Source organism: Bradyrhizobium barranii subsp. apii, assembly GCF_011516635.5.
GTDB lineage: Bacteria > Pseudomonadota > Alphaproteobacteria > Rhizobiales > Xanthobacteraceae > Bradyrhizobium > Bradyrhizobium barranii.
Genome location: NZ_CP096255.1, coordinates 2,897,506 through 2,918,472, shown reverse-complemented (window position 1 = coordinate 2,918,472; position 20,967 = coordinate 2,897,506). Strand labels below are relative to the sequence as shown.

Sequence of the window (20,967 nt, the reverse complement as noted above, 5' to 3'; positions counted from 1 at the left end):
CCGCCTACCGCCTACCGCCGAGCAGGCGCAGCAGCATCATGAACAGATTGAGGAAGTTGAGGTAGAGCGACAGTGCCGCGATCACCGACTTGCGGCCTGCCGTCGTCTCATCGTCCCTGCTCTCGTACATCGCCTTGATCCGCTGCGTATCATAGGCCGTAAGTCCCGCAAAGACGCCAACGCCGACGATCGAGATCAACCAATCGAGCCCCGTCGACCTCAGGAAAATATTGACCAGGCTTGCGACGATGATGCCGATCAGGCCCATGAACAGGAAGCTGCCGACCGCGGACAGGTCGCGCCTCGTGGTGTAGCCGAAGACGCTGAGTGCCCCGAACATCGCGGCCGCGATGAAGAACACGCGCGTGATCGAGGCGCTGGTGTAGATGTGCAGCAGCGTCGAGAGCGAGACGCCGACCAGCGCGGCATAGACGAAGAATAGAATGCGCGCCGTTTCCACCGACAGCGTATTGATGCGCGCCCCGATGAAGAACACCAGCCCGAGTGGCGCCAGGATGAAAACCCACATCAACGGGCTCTCGAGCAATGCGGGACCCATGAGCTGATACGTCAGCCACGCCACAATTGCAGTCAGGCCCACGCCCGCGGCCATATAATTGTAGATGCGCAGCATGTAGGCGCGCAATCCGGGATCGATCGCAAGCGCGCCGCCACCAGTGCCTGAGGCAGTCAGATTCGGATCATAATTCGACATCGCTTGCCTCCACGGATTGGTTCACATGAACAAACCAAGCTAGTCGTCCGTGAACAAGGCTCTAAGCGATTGAGCGAGAGTCTGTTTTTCGGATTTGAGACGGTTTGAGATTGCAGGGATTGGGAGGTAAAGACCGCCAAAGCCTGCAAATTCGATTGTGGATTGAACGAAGCCGCTGCCGCGGCGTAGGGGGCAAGGTGGCATAGATCGCCTCCTGGCTGAGAGGATGTGGGTGTTGGAGCCCACCCCCTCAGACAGGAGTATCGAGATGGCCGATTTGAGCCCTCTTCGCCGCCGCATGATCGAAGACATGACCGTCCGCAATCTGTCGCCGGCGACGCAAAGATCCTACATCAGCGCGGTTTCGAAGTTCAGCCGCTATTTTGGCCGATCGCCTGACCGGTTAGAGCTGGAAGACGTCCGCGCCTTCCAGGTGCATTTGGTCTCGACCGGCATCTCATGGCCGGCGCTGAACCAGATCGTCTGTGCGCTACGGTTTTTCTACGGCGTCACGCTCGGCGAGGCGCTCATCCCAGAGCGCATTCCCTATGCGCGAGAACCGCGCAAGCTGCCGGTCGTTCTCAGCGCCGACGAAGTGGTTCAGTTTCTTGAAGCGGTATCGAGCCTGAAGAGCCGCGCCGCGCTCACCACCGCCTATGCGGCCGGGCTCAGGGCCTCGGAGGTTGCGGGACTGCGGATCGAAGACATCGACAGCGCCCGCGGCGTCATCCAGGTGCGCCACGGCAAGGGCGCGAAGGATCGCAACGTGATGCTGTCGCCCCAGCTGCTGGGCATCCTGCGCACCTACTGGCGGCTCGCCCGGCCGCGGCTTTATCTGTTCCCTGGTCGTGACGAAGATCATCCGATCGATCAGACCGTGCTGCATGCCGCCTGCCGGTCGGCGGTGAAGGCTGCGGGCCTGACCAAGCGCGTCACGCTGCACACGCTGCGCCACAGCTTCGCGACACATCTTCTCGAGAACGGAACCGATATCCGGATCATCCAGGTCTTGCTCGGGCACAATAATTTGTCGTCGACAGCGCGCTACACGCAGGTCGCCACCGATACGATCCGAGCGACGCAGAGCCCGCTCGATCGCCTGTCGCTGGAGGTGGCGCCACCTGGATGACCCGCAGCGGGATGCGGGTCATGACCCGCTCCGACATCCGCTCCAACAGGCCCGCCATCGAGATTGCCGATATTCTGCGCCGGCATGGCGACGCCTATCGCCGTGTACATGCCGGTCATCTGGGGCGGGTCGAGCGGCGCGTGATGAGCGCGATCGTTGCGTGCCGGACCGAGGCGCTCGGCGGCCACATGCAGGCTTGCGACGACTGCGGCACGACACGCGTTGCCTATAATTCCTGCCGCAATCGGCACTGTCCGAAGTGTCAGGGGAGAGCCCGAGCCGCGTGGCTCGCCGCGCGTCAAGCCGACCTGCTTCCGGTTCCCTATTTCCACGTCGTCTTTACACTTCCCGCACCGATCGCCGCGATCGCTTTCCAGAACAAGGCCGTCGTCTATGCCATCCTGTTCAAGGCTGCCGCCGAGGCGATGACGACGCTCGCCGCCAATCCACGCCGGCTCGGCGGTGCGATCGGCGGCGTCGCCGTCCTCCACACCTGGGGACAGACGCTGATGCATCATCCCCACGTCCATTGCGTCGTTCCGGGTGGCGGCCTCTCGCCCGATGGCGCGCGCTGGACCGCTTGCCGACCGAACTTCTTCCTGGCCGTCAAACCGTTGTCCAGACTATTTCGCACACTTTTTCTCAAACGTCTGTCGGCAGCCTTCAACTCCGGTGCCTTGCGTTTCTTCGGCGATCTCGGAGCTCTGGCCGAGCCGGCTGCCTTTGCGGCCCACCTCGACGCCATGCGACGCATCAACTGGGTTGTTTACGCCAAGCGGCCCTTCGGCGGACCCGCACAGGTCCTGGCCTATCTCGGCCGCTACACCCATCGCGTCGCGATCGCCAACAGCCGGCTCGTCGCACTCGACGACGATCATGTCGCCTTCTCATGGAAGGACTATCGCCAAAACAGCGCGACAAAGATCATGAATCTCAAGCCCGATGAGTTCATTCGCCGTTTCCTGCTTCATACGCCGCCTGACGGCTTCCACCGCATCCGCCACTTCGGCTTCATGGCCAACCGCCATCGCGCTGCCAAGCTCGCCCTTTGCCGCGAACTTCTCGATCATGAGCGAACAGCCCCAAACGATGGCCAGCCGTCGCCTGTGGATTCGGAGGCTCAAACCTGGGCCGAGGTTCCTGCCTGTCCCGATTGTGGTGGCGTCATGCGCATCATTGAGCGCTTTCGACATAGCTTCAGACGCCCCAGCCCTCGAACATCACCGTTCCGATGCGACACATCGTGAGCCAAGTCATGTCGTGCACGACGATCATCATTCGTCATTTCGCTCCCAGCGTCTCGATCATCGCGGACGATGTCGAATCCGTGCTGTCACACTGCGCGACAACAACCGTCCGATGCAGCAAAAGGCCTATCGCGATCTCAGGCGAAGCGCGTCTGATCTCAACTCTTCCAGGATGCGCACTCCTGTGTCTCTGCCTCACGCGCCGAGCCAGCAGATCGGGCATGGCGATCTCGAACAATCCCCATAGCTGCAAAACCGCGAATAGCCTCCCGCGCCTTCGTTCAATCCGGCTTCAATGAGGTCGCGTCATAAGCGCCTGCCGCGCCCTCGCGTGAGCGCGACCTCACAGAACCCTCCAGATTCCCTTTCGCAGCGGACCATGATTCTGTGTTGCATCGGAGGGGACGATGCGACCGAAGAAGCACAAGACGACGGGATCGAACGACCTGTTCCGGGCGCGGCTGGACCAGATCATCAATCTGAAGCACGAGCTGGTTCTGTTGGCCGGCAAGATCGATTGGGACTGGATCGACGGCGAGATCGCGCCGCTCTACAGCGAGAACGGCCGGCCGGGGATCGAGACCCGCTTCATGATCGGGCTGCTGTTGCTCAAGCAGATTTACGGGCTGTCCGATGAGGGGATTTGCGAGCGCTGGGTCCACGACCCGTATTTCCAGTACTTCACCGGCGAAGAGTTCTTCCAGCACGCCTTCCCGCACGAGCGATCGGACCTGAGCCATTGGCGCAAGCGGCTCGGCGACAAGCTGGAACTGCTGCTGGCCGAGAGCCTGCGGGTGGCGCACGAGGCCGGCGCGTTACGCGGCCAGGACCTCAAGCGGGTCACGGTCGATACCACGGTGCAGCCAAAGGCCATCACCTTTCCGACCGACGCCAAGCTGCTGCATGCGGCCATCAAGGGGCTCAACCGCCTGGCGAGAAGGCACGGCGTCAGGCTGCGGCAGTCCTATTCTCGGATCGCCAAGGCCGCCGCGATGATGGCGGGCCGCTACGCCCATGCCAAACAATTCAGGCGGCATCAGCGGCAGTTGCGTATCCTGCGCTCAAGGCTCGGCCGGATCATCCGCGATATCCGCCGCAAGATCGACGGCCAGCCAGCCCTGGAGGAGGCGTTCGCCCTTCCGCTTGGCCGGGCCAGCCAGATCCGCTCGCAGCAGCAGCGCCAACGCGGCTGGAAGCTTTATTCTTTCCATGCCCCGGAGGTGGAGTGCATCGGCAAGGGCAAGGCCTCCGCGCCGTACGAGTTCGGCGTCAAGGCTTCCATCGTCACCAACAACCGCCGAGCTCCCGGCGGTCTGTTCGTGCTACACGTCAGGGCGCTGCCCGATAATCCGTATGACGGTCACACCCTGCGCGACGTCATCGACCGCACCGAGGCACTCACCGGCTGTCCGATCGAGCGGGCCTATGTCGACAAGGGGTATCGCGGCCACGACGCTCAAAATCCACGTCGCGTCTTCATCTCCGGCCAGAAGCGCGGCGTCTTCGGGATCATCAAGCGCGAGTTGCGCCGCCGATCCGCCATCGAGCCCATCATCGGACACCTGAAGGCCGAAGGTCACCTCGGGCGCTGCTACCTCAAAGGCCGCGCAGGAGACGCCGCCAACGTCGTCCTCTCCGCCGTAGGCCACAACTTCCGCCGCATCCTCGCCTGGCTGAGAGATTTCTTGGACCTGTTCCTGATCCGGATATGGCGCACGTTCACATGTCCCATCCCGCTCAATTCGGATTCTTAACGGACGACAAGCTAGCGGTCCGGCCCCTGCGGGGACATCGGATGATCACCCGAGCGCCGGAAGATATATCACCCTATCTCGGGATACCCGTATCCGCCAGAGCGACTTACCGAAACGTAACCTTGGGTTGCCCCAGGCTTCTCATCCTTTTTGCCTGGACTCTTACACCGTTGTCACTGGAAGCTGGTCACGCACCGGCCTAATCCGTTCGCATGCGCTACTTCTTTCACATCGTCGACAAAAACGGCCTTTGTCCGGACGGAATTGGATGCGAGTGCGCCGACCATGACGCCACCGTTCTGCAGGCCAGGCATATCGCGACTGAACTCGCCAAGGCAGGCGAGTTGTTCCGCGCGAGCTTCGTGCTGGTCACCCCGGCCGCTGCGCCCGGATCGGCAAGTCCTCATTAGAGGCGGTCGACCGATTTCCTGCCTCGCCCTCTACATAGAATCCCTGATGCGCCGACCGAGAAGCTGCCTCTAGTCTCGTAACCGAGGGTGGCCGGCCTACCCCGTTCAAATTCGACCCTTCCGCCCACCTCATCTCCGGGGTTGAGGGCTCGCCGCACGCGTCCGCGTCTATGCGTTGGCCGTCGGCGCTATCTCGATCTGAAGTGTTGTTGTGGGTCAGTTGGAGACAAACATGAATGTCCGGACCATTTGCGGTGCCTTGATCCTTGCCGGATCGATTGCGACCGCGCAGTCGACCAGTTCCCAGGCGCAGACGACCGATCCGGCCGCATCCGTGCCAAAGCAGGTCACGACACCTGCCCCAAGCACCGCCGCGCCAAATACGAATACGAACCCCACCAAGCATCGCTACTGGCGTCATCGTGGCGGCTCGCATCCCCATTATGGCAGCCGCCGTGTTCGCACCTGAGCCCGGGCGCGACAGTTCGTCATTGCAATCCGCCGCCGAGACATCTGATCGATGAGCGACGTGAGGACAGGACAAGAGCAACCGCGCGAGGTCGTGGTCCGCGAGCCTCCAGACCAGGGCATGACCGACAGGCGGCGCGGCTTTCTCGCAACGGGTCTCGCCCTGCTCGCCACTTGCGTTGCTCTCTTCCTCGTATGGCAAACCGCCTCGAGTCTCCTCATCATCTTCGCAGGCGTGCTGTTTGCTGCCTTTCTGGATGCCGCCGCACGCGCACTGGCGCTACTAATTCCACTCAATCGTGTCTGGCGGCTGACATTCGTGCTGCTGCTGCTCACCACCTTGGTCGGACTAGGCCTCGTCTGGGGAGGCGGCAAGCTGCCGGAGCAAACACGCATCCTGCTGAAGGTCATGGACACCCAGTTCGACGTCTTGCAGCAACGCCTTCTGACCTACGGCGTCGATCTGCTTGGTCCGGAATCGGGGCGCGATTTTGCGCAATGGCTGCTGTCCGATCAAGGCCGGTTCTTCAGCCACGCCCAGCTCGTCGTTGGCAGAGCGTCGAGCTTTCTGACCGGTGTGCTGGTGATCGCGTTCCTCGGTATCCTCTTCGCCTTTGATCCCACCAGCCATCGCGAGAGTCTGGTGATGCTGGCGAAGCCTTCCTATCGCGCCCGAACACGCGCCGTAATGAACGAGATGGGAAACGTCCTGCGGCTGTGGTTCGTCGGACAGCTGATCCGCATCATCCTAATGACACTGTGCGTGTGGGTCGCGCTCTATCTGATCGGGCTTCCCGGCCCCTTCGTGCTTGGGCTGCAGGCGGGCCTTTCCAACTTCGTTCCGTATCTGGGACCCATCCTTGCCGCGATCCCGATCGCGCTTGTCGCGATGCCGCTCGGCGCATCGCTGCTGATCTGGGCCGTCGTCATCTACACAATCATTCAATCGATCGAGGGCTATGTGATAGGCCCGTTGATCCAGCGCCAGGCGGTCGAAATTCCTCCCGCATGGACATTGGTCGCGATCGTACTGTTGGGCGCAATGCTAGGCGTGATGGGTATCGCACTCGCCATGCCGCTGGTCGCCGTCGGCCGGGTCGCGATCATTAGATTCTACGTCGAGGATTACCTCGGCGATAGCAGCGGTCGCATGTCCAACAAGGGACCATCGCAAATGGGCGCGCCATGAGCGAGATTCGAGCCGAACGGAACAATGGAATGGAGCCATCCCCGGCGCACGCGCGGATGACACATTTTCTGTGGCAGCAACTTCCCTACATCATCGCACTGGTGCTCGCCGTCGCGGGCGTCGCCTATACCAACGCCTCTCACCAGCCTCTCGTTGGCTATTGGGAATTTCTCGCGCTTGCCATCGGCGTTGTGTGCGTCATCAACAAATGGCCGGAGGTCGATGGCAAGGAGGCCCGGTGGCGACTGATCTGGACCCAGGCGCTGCACTGGGTTGCCGTCCTGGTCACGATGAACATCATGCTGGTGTCAGGCGTTCAGCAATTGTTGCCGACGCCGGCAACCAGCCTCGTCCTTCTCACGTTACTTGCGCTCGGCACCTTCCTCGCGGGCGTCAGTCTTCTGTCGCCGCAAATTGCCTTCCTCGGCCTTGCGATGGGCGTCACGGTTCCGGCGATATCCTGGTTACAGCAATCCATCATCTTCTTCCTGTTGGGCGCCGTCCTGCTGATCGGCCTCGGCATCACGTTCTGGCTTCGCCAGGATCGCAGCCCAGGGAGTTCGCCCACCGACACCGGAAGTCAAATGGAGGCCTGAATGCGCATTAACCTGCTTCTTGCGATCATCTCTGGATCCGCCTTGATGTGCGCCGACGCCCTGCCCGCACGCGCCGAGGCCTTCAGGGTCGGCCGGCTCGTATGCACCAGCACTCCGCGCGTTGGGCTGGTGCTTGGCTCCGCGCAGGAGCTTCGTTGTATATTCATCACGAGACGCCCGGCCCGGCAGTACGTCTACGACGGACGGATCAGGCGCGTTGGTCTCGACATCGGCGTGACCAGCGCAGGAACCCTCTCATGGGCCGTCTTCGCCAGGAACTCGCGCGTCGGCCCCGGCACGCTGCGCGGGAACTACGTGGGGGCGAGCGGCAATGTCGCGTTCGGCCCCGGTCTCGGAGCGAACGTTCTGATCGGAGGCTCTCGCCGGACGATTACGCTCCAGCCTCTGTCGATCGAGCGATCGATCGGATTGAACCTTGCGGCAGGCGTTACGAACCTGACACTCGGCCCGCGCGGACCGGGATAGCGGCTTGTCCCGCCCCCCGGAGCAAGGAGCGGAAAATGGACCTTGCGGACGTCTCGGTCAGGATGCTGGCGGCGGGTTTCCTGACATTCATCGCTGGCGGCACGGGCTGGACACAGCCAGCCGCAGGCCCTCCGCCCGCTGTCGGCATCGTGGAAGCGATCAGACGACCGATCACCGAGACCAACGAATTTCTCGGGCGGATCGAGGCGGTCAATCGCGTCAATGTCGTGGCTCGCGTCACCGCATTCCTGGAGCAGCGGTTGTTCGTCGAGGGTGCCGAGCTCAACAAGGGCGACCCGCTTTACCGGCTTGAGCGCGGTCCGTTCGAGGCCGATCTCGCGTCAAAGCAGGCGCAGGTGGCCCAGCTCCGAGCGATGCTCGAGAACGCCAAGCTGACGACCGACCGGGCGCGTACGCTGCTCAGCGGGCCGGCCGGTCAGCAATCGACCTACGACGCGGCGATCGCCAACCAACGCAGCCTGGAAGCCCAGGTCCAGGCCGCGCAGGCACAAGTCGATGCGTCACAGATCAACCTCGATTACACCATGATCAGCGCGCCGATCGACGGCAAGATCGGACGTACGGCCGTGACCGAAGGCAATGTCGTCGGTCCCAGCTCGGGCGTCCTGACCACGATCGTCAGCCAGGATCCGATGTACGTCACCTTCCCGGTGCCGTTGCGCCAGGGGCTCGAACTACGCGAACGCTATGGTCCGCAGGGAGGCTTGGAAGCCGTGGTGATCCGGCTGCGGCTGCCCAATGGCCGCATGTATGGCAAGTCCGGCAAGCTGGATTTTGTCGACAACACCATCGCCCAGAACACGGACACGATCACCGTGCGCGGCGAGATCGCCAACCCGATCCTGCGCGCGCCGTCCGCCGCGGGCGTAACCGTTCACGAACTGACTGACGGCGAGTTCGTCACGGTCTTGCTGGAAGGTGTCCAGCCCATCGAAGTGCTGGCGGTCCCGCGTTCGGCGGTGCTGTCCGACCAGCAGGGTGACTATGTCCTCGCCGTTGGCGCCGGCGATAAGGCCGAACAACGCCGCATCAAGCTGGGGCAATCGACGCCCACTATCGCCTCCGTCATCAGCGGCCTCGCGGCGGGCGACAAGGTCATCGTCGAAGGCCTGCAAAGAGTTCGTCCAGGTCAGGCGGTTTCTCCGGGCCCGGCGAGCGCGCTGATCCAGTCGAGCATGAAGGCCGGCACAGGCGACGCGCCTTCGCAGCCAGACCATGGCGGTTCAACTGATCCGCGCCCGGGGGACAAAAAGCCATGATGTCCGCCGTGTTCATCGATCGCCCGCGACTTGCGATCTCCACGACCGGTGGCACAATGTCCGGAAATTGCGCCAGGCCAGCGTCGCTCAACCGCTCGAAGCGCAAGTGATCGGCGTCGACCGAGCTCTCTATATGAAATCGACGAGCGGCAACGACGGCAGCTACACCTTGACGGTGTCATTTGCACTTGGCACCGATCCCGATATCAACACCGTCAATGTTAACAACCGGGTGCAGAGCGCGCTGTCGCAATTGCCCACCGAGGTGCAGCAGCAGGGCGTGACCGTGCAAAAGAAATCGTCGGCGATCCTGCAATTTCTGGTGCTTTACAGTGCCGACGGTCAGCAAGATCCGCTGTTCATCACCAACTACGCGATCATCAACATACTCGATGCGATCTCCAGCACGCCCGGTGTCGGCCAAGCTCACCTGTTCGCCAAGATGAACTACTCGATGCGGATTTGGTTCGATACGCAGCGGCTGACCAGCCTCAATCTCACGCCCTCGGACGTGATCGCGGCAATTCGAACGCAAAGCGTCCAGGCGCCGGTCGGCCGCATCGGCGCGCGTCCAATCAGCGACGACCAGCAATTCCAGTTCAACGTCCAGACCCTGGGACGGCTCGCGACGGTCGACCAGTTCGCCAATATCGTGCTGCGCGCCAACCCGGATGGTTCGACGCTGCTAGTCAAGGACGTCGCCCGGGTCGAGATTGGCGCGCAGAACCTCGACAGCGAAGCGCCGATCGACGGGCGCGCCGCGGTGCCTCTCGCGATCTATCTGGCGCCGGGCGCCAATGCCGTGACGACGGCGCAGGCGGTCGCAGCGACGATGCAGCGGCTATCGAAGCGATTCCCGACGGGGTTGAGCTATCTCGTGCAGTACGATTCCACGAGCTTCGTACGGGACACCATCTCGGAGGTTCTGCGGACACTGGGAGAGGCCTTCGTCCTGGTCGTGATCGTGGTTTATTTGTTCCTCGGTAATCTTCGGGCCACGGTGATACCAGCCATTGCCGTACCGGTCAGCCTGGTCGGCACCTTCGCGGTGCTGCTGATGCTTGGCTATTCCGCGAATACCGTGTCACTGCTCGCGATGGTGCTCGCCATCGGCATCGTCGTGGATGACGCCATCGTCGTCGTGGAGAACGTCGAGCGAGTGATGGAGGAGGAACCGGATCTTTCGCCAGTCGAGGCAAGCAAGAAGGCGATGACGCAGATCACGGCACCGATCATCGCGATCACGTTGGTGCTGCTCTCCGTCTTTGTTCCGATCGCCTTCATTCCTGGCATTTCCGGCACGCTGTTTCGGCAATTTGCGGTGACGATCAGCGCCGCCATGATGATTTCAGCACTGAATGCGCTGACCTTGTCGCCCGCCTTGTGCGCGCTGTTCCTGCGGCATACTGGACCCCGGCGCGGCATGATCGGCCACGTTCTTGGCGGCATTGACTGGATCCGCGATCGCTATAGCAGCGGCGTACGACGGCTGCTGCGCGTGGCCAGTCTCTCCCTCATCCTGGTCGCCGTGTTCGCAGCCGGCATTTTCGGGATGTCGCACCTGACGCCGACGGGGTTCCTCCCCGAGGAAGACCAGGGCGCTTTCTTCACTTCGGTGCAGTTGCCGGACGGTGCATCCGTTGCGCGGACCAGTGAAGTCACCAAGCAGATCGAGGACGTCCTGAAGGAGATGCCGGCCGTCGACCATGTTCTGGCCATCATCGGCTTCTCCCTGCTTGACGGGGCGTCCGAGCCCAACAGCGCGCTGGTGGGGACGCGCCTCAAGCCGTTTGCCGATCGCAAGGCGGCCGCGGATTCGGTGCAGGCGTTGATCCGGCAGACTTACGCAGCCGGCGCACAAATCCGGCAGGCCAATGTACTGCCGTTCAATATGCCGCCGATCATCGGACTCTCCACCTCAGGCGGGTTCGAGTACCAGCTCCAGGCGCTGGAAGGACAGAGCCCCGCCGCGATCTCCAGTGTCACGGGTGCGTTGATCGGAGCGGCCAATGCCGATCCGCGGCTGACGCGAGTGTTCTCGACCTTCACCGCGACCAATCCATCGATCTATCTCGACATCGATCGACGTAAGGCGCAGGCGCTTGGCGTGACCATCAGCGATATCTTCACGGCCCTTCAGGCGACGCTGGGCGGCATCTACGTCAACAATTTCAACCTCTATGGACGTACCTGGCAGGTCAACGTGCAGGGGGAGGCGCTCGGGGGATGTCCCGATCGCTGTTGAACTACGTCGGGTCGACGTTGCCGGAATGAATATTACGCAGCCCTCGTGACGTGGGCAACGGACTTGATTGTCATGCGATCGTGGTGAGCTTGAAGGGCCGCACGCAGAACCGACAATTGCTTATGCGCCTTCAATCGTCGGAAGCCCTTGTTGGCCTCGATCATACCGGCCGCGACCCATCGCAAGGCCATACCGGCATCCCGCCAGCGTTTAACGTTGCGCGTGACGCGGCGAATGGTGCCCATCATGTTCTCGGCGATATTGGTACAGGCGAGCGATCGGCGAAGCTCCTTCGGCAACTTCAACCGGACGACAGTCAGGATTTCGTCGAGGCCTTCGAGGATACTGGCCGCAACGCCGGGCCATTGCTGGTCGAGTCGACGCGCGAGATTGCGGATCAATTTTTCAGCCTTGTCGGCGTCATCGAGCTCCCAGGCCTGGCGCAGCACCCGGCGGGTGGCCGCATGATGCTCTTTCGGCAGGCGTTCCATGATGTTGCGCGCCTTGTGGATCTGGCAGCGCTGGATCGCAGCGGCCGAACCGAAGGTGCGGCGGATCGCCTTCGACAACGCCTTCGCGCCGTCGGCGATGAACAGTCTTGGCACCGTCGGGTCGAGCCCGCGCGAGACCAGGTTGTCCAGCAGGGCCTGAACCGTTGCTGCATTCTCGGTCGCCCCTTCCACCAGCGCCAGCGGATGCTTGTTGCCTTCGCCGTCAACCCCGATCGCGGCCACCAGCACGAGATCGTCGTCGAGATGCAGCCCGTCGATTTGGACCACCAGAAGGTCGAGCGCGGACAGATCGGCAGCCATGAAGTCGGCCAGCCGCGCCGCCGACAGAGCCACGAACCTCCGCGAGGCCGCCGACTTCGAAATCCCCGATCCGGGCGGTGCCGGCACGTCACCCTCGGGCAGCCGGACGGCGCGGCCGAACCGGCGCGTCGACACATTGATCAGCATCAGGTTCATCGCCCAGCGACCGAGCCAGTCCTCCTGCGCCGCCGTTTCCCAGCTCGGGATCGTGACCTCGCGGCCGTCCATGCCCCGGACCCGCGGGCGATCGACCTCGATCTTGCCGCCGTGGAAACCGATCCGCCCCCGCGTTCGGCCCCAACGGTGCGCCCGCCGCGCCGCATCACGACCGTGGCGCGGCCCGCAGGCCGCTGTCACATCCGCCTCCATCATCGTGCCGAGCGCCTCGATTCCTGCCGCAAGGCAGAACCGATCGAAGCTCGCTCGCACTTCCGCAAATGATTTCTCCACAGCCCCGGTCGCCGGCCAACCAGCCGGTGTGATATCTCTCGTCATGGCGTTGCTCTCCTTTGTGGAATCAGCACCCCGAGCCTACCGGCTCAAGGTGGGCAACGCCGACCTCTTCAGAAATTCAACAGAACCCGGGACATCCCCGGCGCTCGATCGCGCCGACCTTTCCGATATCTGGCGCATCTATGTCCGCAATAGCACGGGTCAGATGGTTCCGATGCGGTCGCTCGCCGGCATCAAGATCGTAACCGGGCCTCAGGTCATTACCCGCTACAACAATTATCGTTCAGTGACGGTGAACGGCAGCCCGGCGCCAGGCGTCTCGTCCGGCACCGCGATGGCAGCGATGGCAGAGATCTCCAACAACGTGCTGCCTGCAGGTTACAGTTTCGAGTGGACCGGCACCGCCTATCAGGAGCAACAGGCAGCAGGACAAACCGGGGTGGTGCTCGCGCTCGCCGTGCTGTTCGCCTATCTGTTCCTGGTGGCGCTGTATGAGAGCACGGTGATCCCGATCCCGGTGCTGCTCTCCGTCGTTGTCGGCGTTCTAGGCTCATATATCGGTATTAAAATCGCCGGCCTCAATCTCGATCTGTACGGCCAGATTGGCCTCGTGGTGCTGATCGCGCTTGCCGCCAAGAACGGCATCCTGATCGTGGAATTCGCGAAGGAACGACGGGAAGCCGGCACAGAGCTTGCGGAGGCCGCGATCCAGGGGGCGCATATGCGGTTCCGCGCGGTGATGATGACCTCGGTTGCCTTCATTCTTGGACTCCTCCCGCTCGTACTCGCAACCGGCGCCGCCGAGCTGAGCCGCAGGGCGGTCGGGACCGCTGTTTTTGCCGGCATGCTCGCCGCAAGCTCAATCGGGATTTTTATGGTGCCGATGCTCTACGTCACGTTTCAACGCCTGCGCGAGCGCGCGAAGGCACGACCGGTCCCGGCGCAAACCACGTGACCCGAGTATCCAGGACGGCGCGAATACTCCGAGCCTGTTGCTCAGGGTTTCGACGGATGCCGACATTGCCGTTCCCCGCTACCGTTGTCCGTGCTTGAAACTGCGTAACAAGAAGAGAGGAGAAGAACAATGAACGCTCCCACACGTCGTGCCTTCCTTGGTCTTGCGCAGGGCGCCGTCGCCGCCGCAGCTGTCGGCGCAATCGGCGTTCGTTTCATTGCGTCAGCGGAGGCTATGCCGGTCGCCGCAAATCTGGGACGGGCCGCGATAACCACGGATCTAGCAACGCAGGCGCAGTGGGGTCCTCCGCATGGCCCCGGTTGGGGGCGGTCGCGACCGCGCAGGCGCCGTTGGGTTTGCTGGTGGCATCGCGGTCGCCGCCATTGCGGGTGGCGGTGGAGGTGACCGTCCGCGATCCCCTTGCTGAAGGGAAAGGACAGAGCTGCGCTTCCGCAGCGATCAGCTCTGCTTCACCGCCGCGATCGGTTGCGAAGCGCGGCGGGCCGGCAGCCGCTGATTTCGTTCACTCTTCAATCAATTTAGCTCTGATCGCGTAGCGGACCAGTCCAGCTATCGAATTGACCCCCAGTTTTCCCATGGCCGACGCCCGATGCGTTTCCGTGGTCTTCACGCTTGAGCTCAGCATCGCGCTGATGCCCTTGTTGCTGTACCCCTCGGCCACGAGCTTGACAACGAGCCGCTCTCGCGGAGACAGCTTCACATGCCCCTCGCCAGCTTCGTCTTCTCGACCCGACTGACCACAAAATCGTCCGCCAACGAATGGCTTACGTGCCATTAGCGCTTCAACGGCAGCCAACAGCAGCTTGTTTGCGTCCGACTTGACCAGGAACGCGCGCGCACCCGCCTGAAGCGCCTCTTGAGCCAGCACTCCGGATTCGTGCGCGGTAAAGATCAGCACCTCAGTTTCGCGGAGATGTTTTTTTATTCCTCGAGTTATTTCCAGTCCCGTCATGCGCGGCATGAAGAAGTCGACGATCGCAACATCGGGCCGCTCTTTGAGAGCAGCCTCAAATGCCGATCTTCCGTCGGACGCCTCGGCGACAATCATCCAACCCGGCCGCTGCTCGAGGACCGCCCGTAGCCCGGATCGAACAGCATCATGATCATCAGCAATGAGAATTCGTTTCATGAGAGGGCTGCCTCGATGATCTTGTCGCAAGAGAACCTGGACGAGCTATGGGCGCTGCGTTTGAGCAGCATCTCCAACCGGGCCATCTCACTCGCGCGCAAGAGCGCATGGAAAGGTCGCGCGCAGGATGGTACCGCGCCGCAGCGTTGTGGGTGCCGATAATATCTCAAGCTGCCCTCCCATCTCTTGCAATCGAGCTCGCATGATACGGATTCCCGCTCCGGGTGCCCACGGACGAAAGCGGCATGCGCCATCTGCAGCGACCATGCCTTGTCCGTCGTCTCGGACCTCGAGCTTGAACTTCCTGTCCCTCATCCCGATAGTTATGACGACCTGTGTCGCCTTGGCGTGGCGGTAAACGTTCGTCAGGGCCTCCTGAACAATTCTCAGCAACGCTCGCTGCGCCCCGTATGGCAGGCCGTCGACCGCGGACGATATCGAGACCTCAATATTCAGCGGCGTTCGGGCTGCGAGGCCTTCTGCGAATTGCTCGATTGTCGTCCTGAGCCCTCCTTCAAACAGGTCCTGAGGGTGAAGCAGATATGTGAGAGACCGCAATTCCTTCATAGCGCGATCGATCGAGATGTCGAGCTGATCGCAATGTCTCGTCGCCTTCAGAGGATCGCCTAGCGCACTCCTTACTTGCATCAGAATGAGGCTCGCCGCCACCAGATGCTGGCACGTTGAATCGTGAAGCTCCGAAGCAATTTGACGATGAACTTCTTCCTGCAGAGCGAGCCGTTCGGAATTCGCCTTGCGCGCATGCCTCGATCCTCCGGAGGCATTCCGAACATGTCGGCTGACCGGTGTCTCCTGAAGGGACATGATACACTCGCCTTCCTCCGGTGCTAACTTTCGCACCGCTAGTTTCCTGGCATATGCAGACAACTCTCCGATAAATTTAGCCTACCGCCGCGACACACCGACCACGCAATCAGTATAAGCCACTACGTAGAAATCCTCTAGGCAGCCAATCCCCGTCGTGTGCCGAGCATCCCAAATTTGGCGCGATGCTCCCTGATTCAGATCAAGGAGCTGCAGGTAGGGAGCAGCATGCGGGTCGGCGAAAACGCGATTATGAAGACGCGTCCGTCAATCTGCACGCTGTGTCATCGCCCGCTTGACGGCGGCGGCAGCAATCGAGCGGCCCGGCGAGGGTGTTGCGCCGCAGAACAGTCCGCCGCTGTTTAGGTAAGACGTCTTTCCATATTCCGCCCGGGCCACCTCTTTGAAATTCCGTAATTCGGAAATCAACAGAGGCATCGTCGGCTTGTCTTTCGGCGTCGCATCGATCTCCCGATCCATCGCGGTGTTCTATTCGGAGCTGTTCGACACGCGGATCCGCTACACTGGTCTCGTCTTCGCAAAAGAAGTCAGCGGCGCTGTCGGCGGCGGCTTTACGCCACTGATTTCGACGCTGCTGGTGCAGTGGAGTGGCGACGCGAGCTGGCCAGTCTCGGTCTACATGATGGTCACGGCGCTGGCAGCGTTTTGGTGCGCCTATCTCGCCAGGGACATCCTCGACGTCGGCCAGCGAAACGTCACAACTGCGACAAAACGCGACGCTCTTGTGGGCGTGCGACAAGTCATGGACGATACTGGCGACCATGCGAGATGACGAGCGCGACGGTGATGCGAACCAGCAAGAACATCTCGCGAACATCGCCAAGTCGACACACGGTGCGATGTCCGACCACCAAAAGCGTCGCACGATACGCGCTTTGCTCTGTCGCCTGAAATGGAAAAACCCTGCGCTAATAGGGCTTTCGATATGGTGGGCGCACCAGGGCTCGAACCTGGGACCCGCTGGGGGATGTCCCGATCGCTGTTGAACTACGTCGGGTCGACGTTGCCGGAATGAATATTACGCAGCCCTCGTGACGTGGGCAACGGACTTGATTGTCATGCGATCGTGGTGAGCTTGAAGGGCCGCACGCAGAACCGACAATTGCTTATGCGCCTTCAATCGTCGGAAGCCCTTGTTGGCCTCGATCATACCGGCCGCGACCCATCGCAAGGCCATACCGGCATCCCGCCAGCGTTTAACGTTGCGCGTGACGCGGCGAATGGTGCCCATCATGTTCTCGGCGATATTGGTACAGGCGAGCGATCGGCGAAGCTCCTTCGGCAACTTCAACCGGACGACAGTCAGGATTTCGTCGAGGCCTTCGAGGATACTGGCCGCAACGCCGGGCCATTGCTGGTCGAGTCGACGCGCGAGATTGCGGATCAATTTTTCAGCCTTGTCGGCGTCATCGAGCTCCCAGGCCTGGCGCAGCACCCGGCGGGTGGCCGCATGATGCTCTTTCGGCAGGCGTTCCATGATGTTGCGCGCCTTGTGGATCTGGCAGCGCTGGATCGCAGCGGCCGAACCGAAGGTGCGGCGGATCGCCTTCGACAACGCCTTCGCGCCGTCGGCGATGAACAGTCTTGGCACCGTCGGGTCGAGCCCGCGCGAGACCAGGTTGTCCAGCAGGGCCTGAACCGTTGCTGCATTCTCGGTCGCCCCTTCCACCAGCGCCAGCGGATGCTTGTTGCCTTCGCCGTCAACCCCGATCGCGGCCACCAGCACGAGATCGTCGTCGAGATGCAGCCCGTCGATTTGGACCACCAGAAGGTCGAGCGCGGACAGATCGGCAGCCATGAAGTCGGCCAGCCGCGCCGCCGACAGAGCCACGAACCTCCGCGAGGCCGCCGACTTCGAAATCCCCGATCCGGGCGGTGCCGGCACGTCACCCTCGGGCAGCCGGACGGCGCGGCCGAACCGGCGCGTCGACACATTGATCAGCATCAGGTTCATCGCCCAGCGACCGAGCCAGTCCTCCTGCGCCGCCGTTTCCCAGCTCGGGATCGTGACCTCGCGGCCGTCCATGCCCCGGACCCGCGGGCGATCGACCTCGATCTTGCCGCCGTGGAAACCGATCCGCCCCCGCGTTCGGCCCCAACGGTGCGCCCGCCGCGCCGCATCACGACCGTGGCGCGGCCCGCAGGCCGCTGTCACATCCGCCTCCATCATCGTGCCGAGCGCCTCGATTCCTGCCGCAAGGCAGAACCGATCGAAGCTCGCTCGCACTTCCGCAAATGATTTCTCCACAGCCCCGGTCGCCGGCCAACCAGCCGGTGTGATATCTCTCGTCATGGCGTTGCTCTCCTTTGTGGAATCAGCACCCCGAGCCTACCGGCTCAAGGTGGGCAACGCCGACCTCTTCAGAAATTCAACAGAACCCGGGACATCCCCGACCCGCTGATTAAGAGTCTCATTCTCTAAAAGAGATTTCAGGCACTTAGCTGTAAAAGGCAACCAAAACAGCACTAGCAAAATCAATACGTTATGGCCGAAATGTAAATCGCTTGATCGCGCGCCCAGCACGCGCGCCCCTTGCGTCCCGAACGTAAGTAGCAACCGAAAAGTTCAACAAAAACAGTGAACTTCGCTCCTGGTTGACCACCTTTATCGCTGTTTGTTCAGGGCGGTTCGGTGGTCAATCGGTGGTCAGCTAACCGGGCAAGTCTCGGCGCTGTGGCTTCGCGGCACTATGAAGGCATGGAGTCATTAGCCGCCTTCGCGCCTCCACCTGCCCCTCATATTCGTCGCACTACTAACGACAACGGCCCCTGCGTAACCCGTCTTAACGCAGGTGCGTCAACGACTAGCGTCGGGGTTCGAGTCAGGAGACCGCTACCGCCTTTCCACACACGACGCAAATCTGCGATATTCCCTCCGATCGTCCGCCTGAACCCGGCAGCTCGTCGAACGTTAGGCTCAAGTCGGGGACCCACAGCAGCCCCCCAGATGCAGTCGCCTATTGAGAGGATGGTGCGACTCGGCTGGAACGTATTCCCGCCGCCGTCGCCGGCGTGTCCCGCACCAGCAGCGCGCGGGTTGCCGCCGTCACATCGGGCTGGCGCATCAGGCTCTCGCCGACCAGAAAGGTCGACATTCCCACACGCTCGAGCCTGGTCAGATCGTCCGGCGTGAAGATGCCGCTTTCCCCGACCATCAGCCGCTCCTCCGGGATAAGCGGCGCTAGAGCATTTTCCGACCGGAAAGAATCGGGTGGGGATTCCCAAAACGGCGCGAGTCAGATTCAAGCTGCATGCTGGCGAGGGAGGCCAGCATGTATGGCCAGGGCGCTTTCGGTTGATCTTCGCCAAAGGGTGGTAGCCGCGATTGACGGTGGCATGTCCTGTCGACAGGCTGCTGAGCGCTTTGGTGTCAGCGCGGCCAGTGCGATCCGCTGGCGCGCTCGCCTCAAGAAAGTTGGCGACATCGTTCCTAAACGCCAGGGCGGTGACCGCAAATCGCAGCGCATCGAAGCGCATTCGCAATTGATTCTGGAGGCGGTGACAGCGAGGCCGGATATCACGCTTGCCGAGTTGCGAGAACTGTTGAAACGTCATGGAATATCGACTGGCATCGCGTCGCTCTGGCGTTTTTTCCAGCGCAGAAAGATCACACTTAAAAAAAGACAGCGCACGCCGCCGAGCAACGGCGCGGCGATATAAATGCCGCACGTGAGGAGTGGTTCGAAGGGCAAATCGACCTTGACCCTGAGCGTCTCGTCTTCATCGACGAAACCAGCGCCAACACCAAAATGGCGCGGCGTTACGGGCGCTCGCCACGCGGCGAGCGATGTCGTGCAGCTATCCCACACGGACATTGGAAGACGACGACGTTCACCGCTGGATTGCGCTCCGACGGTCTGATCGCGCCGCTTGTTCTGGACGGTCCAATGGATGGCGACGCTTTCCTGGCCTACGTCGAGCAATTGCTCGCCCCATCGCTGCGGCCGGGCGATACCGTTATCATGGACAACTTGCCCGCTCACAAGGTCCATGGCGTTCGAGAGGCCATCCAGGCGGTCGGAGCTAGCCTGCTCTATCTTCCGCCCTACAGTCCAGACTTCAACCCGATTGAAATGGCCTTCTCCAAACTGAAAGCGCTGTTGCGGGCCGCCGCAGCCCGCACCATGCCCGATCTCTGGCAAGCAATCGCCAACGCTCTCAAACGCTTCTCACCCGAGGAATGTCAAAATTATCTCGTCGCGGCTGGTTACGACGCAACGTGATCGGAAAACGCTCTAGCGCCTCGCTGGTCGCGAGCGTGGTCTCGAAGGTACGGAGATTGCGATTGTTGACGCCGACCATCGGCGAGCGGAGTTTCAGCGCCCGCTCGAGATCGGCTCGGTCGTGGATCTCGACCAGCACATCCATCTGAAGCGCGATGGCGGCGTCCTCAATATCTTTGGCGGCAGCGTCATCGAGAGCGGCCATGATGATCAGGATGCAGTCGGCGCCGTGAGCGCGGGCTTCGACGACCTGATAGGTGTCGAACATGAAATCCTTGCGCAGCACCGGCAGATTGGTCGCCGCGCGTGCCGCAACCATGAAGTCGAGATGCCCCTGGAACGACGGAGTATCGGTCAGCACCGAGAGGCAGGCCGCGCCCCCGGCCTCGTAAGCCTTTGCCAGGGCCGGCGGATCGAAATCGGCGCGGATGAGGCCCTTCGATGGCGAAGCCTTCTTGATCTCAGCAATCAGCGCATAGTCACCGCCGCCATGCTTTTCCTTGATCGCGCGGACGAAGCCGCGCGGTGGCGCCGCCGCCTTGGCGCGTGCATCGATGCTCGCGAAGGAATGAGCACGCTTGGAGGCGGCAATCTCCTCGCGCTTATAGGCTTCGATTTTCTTCAAGATGTCTGACATCATCGACCTGTTCGTGGACTTACCTGTCATTCGACCATCTGCCTTGTTTCGGCGGATCGGTACAAATCAATCATTATCGACGCTTACTCACTTCCTCTTTATTAGCCCTTCGCGTTGGTACGCATGCGCGAGCTCGTTCAGAACGCTCGAGCCGCCGATCAATGCGCCAAATGCGCGCGTCAGTTTCGCTCTTGGAAGCAATTGTCGAACCTGAATGAGCCCGCGCCCGCTCGCCGCGCAGTGCGATGCCTTTGGCGGACAGCACCATCGCAGCAGTATTCCCCGCTGCTATGGAAACCATACATGCCGGCTATTGGAAGATTTCGTCCCGCGCTGCGATCAATGGGCGTCGCTATCGCGAGATGCATCGAG

18 protein-coding genes and 3 pseudogenes are annotated in these 20,967 nt (G+C 61.9%); 13 read left to right on the top strand and 8 right to left on the bottom strand.

Annotated elements, in window-relative coordinates; all coding sequences use genetic code 11:
* Positions 1-4: 4 nt before the first annotated feature.
* Positions 5-715, bottom strand: coding sequence for a Bax inhibitor-1/YccA family protein (locus HAP41_RS13925; protein WP_166100941.1), 711 nt, complete (start codon positions 713-715; stop codon positions 5-7).
* Between the two features lie 268 nt (positions 716-983).
* Here HAP41_RS13925 and HAP41_RS13920 point away from each other — a divergent pair, with 268 nt between their 5' ends.
* From HAP41_RS13920 to HAP41_RS13875, 10 genes are all read left to right on the top strand, one after another.
* Positions 984-1,844, top strand: a complete 861-nt coding sequence (locus HAP41_RS13920; RefSeq protein WP_166100944.1) for a tyrosine-type recombinase/integrase — start codon at positions 984-986, stop codon at positions 1,842-1,844.
* 20 nt (positions 1,845-1,864) lie between these two features.
* Positions 1,865-3,091, top strand: coding sequence for an IS91 family transposase (locus tag HAP41_RS13915; protein ID WP_166053869.1), 1,227 nt, complete (start codon positions 1,865-1,867; stop codon positions 3,089-3,091).
* A 407-nt stretch (positions 3,092-3,498) separates the two neighbouring features.
* Positions 3,499-4,845, top strand: a complete 1,347-nt coding sequence (locus tag HAP41_RS13910) for an IS5 family transposase (RefSeq protein WP_166053956.1) — start codon at positions 3,499-3,501, stop codon at positions 4,843-4,845.
* A gap of 212 nt (positions 4,846-5,057) precedes the next feature.
* Entirely contained in the window at positions 5,058-5,255 is a 198-nt protein-coding gene (locus tag HAP41_RS13905; RefSeq protein ID WP_166100952.1) for a DUF6894 family protein, read from the top strand.
* 232 nt (positions 5,256-5,487) lie between these two features.
* Positions 5,488-5,724: a hypothetical protein gene (locus HAP41_RS13900; protein WP_071911297.1), complete on the top strand. Its 237-nt coding sequence runs from the start codon at positions 5,488-5,490 to the stop codon at positions 5,722-5,724.
* A gap of 51 nt (positions 5,725-5,775) precedes the next feature.
* Entirely contained in the window at positions 5,776-6,912 is a 1,137-nt protein-coding gene (locus tag HAP41_RS13895) for an AI-2E family transporter (RefSeq protein ID WP_063981772.1), read from the top strand.
* On the top strand, positions 6,909-7,508 hold the full coding sequence (locus tag HAP41_RS13890) for a hypothetical protein (protein WP_063981771.1): 600 nt from the start codon (positions 6,909-6,911) through the stop codon (positions 7,506-7,508). The genes HAP41_RS13895 and HAP41_RS13890 overlap by 4 nt, the downstream gene beginning before the upstream one ends.
* Positions 7,509-7,994, top strand: coding sequence for a DUF992 domain-containing protein (locus tag HAP41_RS13885; protein ID WP_071911293.1), 486 nt, complete (start codon positions 7,509-7,511; stop codon positions 7,992-7,994). It begins immediately after the preceding gene.
* A 35-nt stretch (positions 7,995-8,029) separates the two neighbouring features.
* Complete coding sequence (locus HAP41_RS13880) at positions 8,030-9,274, top strand: efflux RND transporter periplasmic adaptor subunit (RefSeq protein ID WP_166100963.1); 1,245 nt, start codon at positions 8,030-8,032, stop codon at positions 9,272-9,274.
* Between the two features lie 133 nt (positions 9,275-9,407).
* Positions 9,408-11,519 (top strand): efflux RND transporter permease subunit, encoded by a 2,112-nt coding sequence (locus tag HAP41_RS13875; protein ID WP_414643376.1) that lies wholly within the window; start codon positions 9,408-9,410, stop codon positions 11,517-11,519.
* Positions 11,520-11,551: 32 nt separating this feature from the next.
* Here HAP41_RS13875 and HAP41_RS13870 read toward each other — a convergent pair whose 3' ends face one another.
* Entirely contained in the window at positions 11,552-12,826 is a 1,275-nt protein-coding gene (locus tag HAP41_RS13870) for an IS256 family transposase (protein WP_166064748.1), read from the bottom strand.
* A gap of 100 nt (positions 12,827-12,926) precedes the next feature.
* Between HAP41_RS13870 and HAP41_RS13865 the strand changes: the two are divergent.
* Positions 12,927-13,739: pseudogene (locus HAP41_RS13865) on the top strand (efflux RND transporter permease subunit); the annotation flags it as partial.
* Between the two features lie 523 nt (positions 13,740-14,262).
* Here the strand turns inward: HAP41_RS13865 and HAP41_RS13860 are convergent.
* The 3 genes from HAP41_RS13860 to HAP41_RS13850 all read right to left on the bottom strand — a co-directional run bounded on the left by HAP41_RS13860 (position 14,263) and on the right by HAP41_RS13850 (position 16,194).
* Positions 14,263-14,889 carry a response regulator gene (locus tag HAP41_RS13860; protein WP_063981767.1) on the bottom strand — a complete coding sequence of 209 codons (627 nt, stop codon included), beginning with the start codon at positions 14,887-14,889 and terminating at the stop codon, positions 14,263-14,265.
* 87 nt (positions 14,890-14,976) lie between these two features.
* Positions 14,977-15,714 (bottom strand): sensor histidine kinase, encoded by a 738-nt coding sequence (locus tag HAP41_RS13855; RefSeq protein ID WP_166100972.1) that lies wholly within the window; start codon positions 15,712-15,714, stop codon positions 14,977-14,979.
* A 267-nt stretch (positions 15,715-15,981) separates the two neighbouring features.
* Positions 15,982-16,194 (bottom strand): hypothetical protein, encoded by a 213-nt coding sequence (locus HAP41_RS13850; RefSeq protein ID WP_166100975.1) that lies wholly within the window; start codon positions 16,192-16,194, stop codon positions 15,982-15,984.
* A gap of 4 nt (positions 16,195-16,198) precedes the next feature.
* Between HAP41_RS13850 and HAP41_RS13845 the strand changes: the two genes are divergently transcribed.
* Entirely contained in the window at positions 16,199-16,507 is a 309-nt protein-coding gene (locus tag HAP41_RS13845) for an MHS family MFS transporter (protein WP_166100978.1), read from the top strand.
* A gap of 246 nt (positions 16,508-16,753) precedes the next feature.
* On the opposite strand, the gene HAP41_RS13840 is transcribed toward HAP41_RS13845, so the two are convergent.
* Positions 16,754-18,028 carry an IS256 family transposase gene (locus HAP41_RS13840; RefSeq protein WP_166064748.1) on the bottom strand — a complete coding sequence of 425 codons (1,275 nt, stop codon included), beginning with the start codon at positions 18,026-18,028 and terminating at the stop codon, positions 16,754-16,756.
* Positions 18,029-18,692: 664 nt separating this feature from the next.
* Positions 18,693-18,932: pseudogene (locus HAP41_RS13835) on the bottom strand (indole-3-glycerol phosphate synthase TrpC); the annotation flags it as partial.
* 79 nt (positions 18,933-19,011) lie between these two features.
* On the opposite strand from HAP41_RS13835, the gene HAP41_RS13830 reads away from it, so the two are divergent.
* Positions 19,012-19,958, top strand: a protein-coding gene (locus HAP41_RS13830; protein ID WP_166055883.1) for an IS630 family transposase whose coding sequence is annotated in 2 segments (ribosomal slippage) — positions 19,012-19,351 and positions 19,351-19,958 — 948 coding nt in all. Because the reading frame shifts where the segments join, the coding sequence is not laid out codon by codon here.
* A gap of 13 nt (positions 19,959-19,971) precedes the next feature.
* Here HAP41_RS13830 and trpC read toward each other — a convergent pair.
* Positions 19,972-20,595, bottom strand: a pseudogene (gene trpC / locus HAP41_RS13825) (indole-3-glycerol phosphate synthase TrpC); the annotation flags it as partial.
* Between the last annotated feature and the right edge of the window lie 372 nt (positions 20,596-20,967).

Coding starts and splice junctions, on each gene's coding strand:
- HAP41_RS13925 (WP_166100941.1), bottom strand. CDS start 715: ATGTCGAATTATGATCCGAATCTGACTGCCTCAGGCACTGGTGGCGGC.
- HAP41_RS13910 (WP_166053956.1), top strand. CDS start 3,499: ATGCGACCGAAGAAGCACAAGACGACGGGATCGAACGACCTGTTCCGG.
- HAP41_RS13885 (WP_071911293.1), top strand. CDS start 7,509: ATGCGCATTAACCTGCTTCTTGCGATCATCTCTGGATCCGCCTTGATG.
- HAP41_RS13860 (WP_063981767.1), bottom strand. CDS start 14,889: ATGAAACGAATTCTCATTGCTGATGATCATGATGCTGTTCGATCCGGG.
- HAP41_RS13915 (WP_166053869.1), top strand. CDS start 1,865: ATGACCCGCTCCGACATCCGCTCCAACAGGCCCGCCATCGAGATTGCC.
- HAP41_RS13875 (WP_414643376.1), top strand. CDS start 9,408: ATGAAATCGACGAGCGGCAACGACGGCAGCTACACCTTGACGGTGTCA.
- HAP41_RS13905 (WP_166100952.1), top strand. CDS start 5,058: ATGCGCTACTTCTTTCACATCGTCGACAAAAACGGCCTTTGTCCGGAC.
- HAP41_RS13850 (WP_166100975.1), bottom strand. CDS start 16,194: ATGGATCGGGAGATCGATGCGACGCCGAAAGACAAGCCGACGATGCCT.
- HAP41_RS13870 (WP_166064748.1), bottom strand. CDS start 12,826: ATGACGAGAGATATCACACCGGCTGGTTGGCCGGCGACCGGGGCTGTG.
- HAP41_RS13890 (WP_063981771.1), top strand. CDS start 6,909: ATGAGCGAGATTCGAGCCGAACGGAACAATGGAATGGAGCCATCCCCG.
- HAP41_RS13920 (WP_166100944.1), top strand. CDS start 984: ATGGCCGATTTGAGCCCTCTTCGCCGCCGCATGATCGAAGACATGACC.
- HAP41_RS13900 (WP_071911297.1), top strand. CDS start 5,488: ATGAATGTCCGGACCATTTGCGGTGCCTTGATCCTTGCCGGATCGATT.
- HAP41_RS13880 (WP_166100963.1), top strand. CDS start 8,030: ATGGACCTTGCGGACGTCTCGGTCAGGATGCTGGCGGCGGGTTTCCTG.
- HAP41_RS13895 (WP_063981772.1), top strand. CDS start 5,776: ATGAGCGACGTGAGGACAGGACAAGAGCAACCGCGCGAGGTCGTGGTC.
- HAP41_RS13840 (WP_166064748.1), bottom strand. CDS start 18,028: ATGACGAGAGATATCACACCGGCTGGTTGGCCGGCGACCGGGGCTGTG.
- HAP41_RS13855 (WP_166100972.1), bottom strand. CDS start 15,714: ATGTCCCTTCAGGAGACACCGGTCAGCCGACATGTTCGGAATGCCTCC.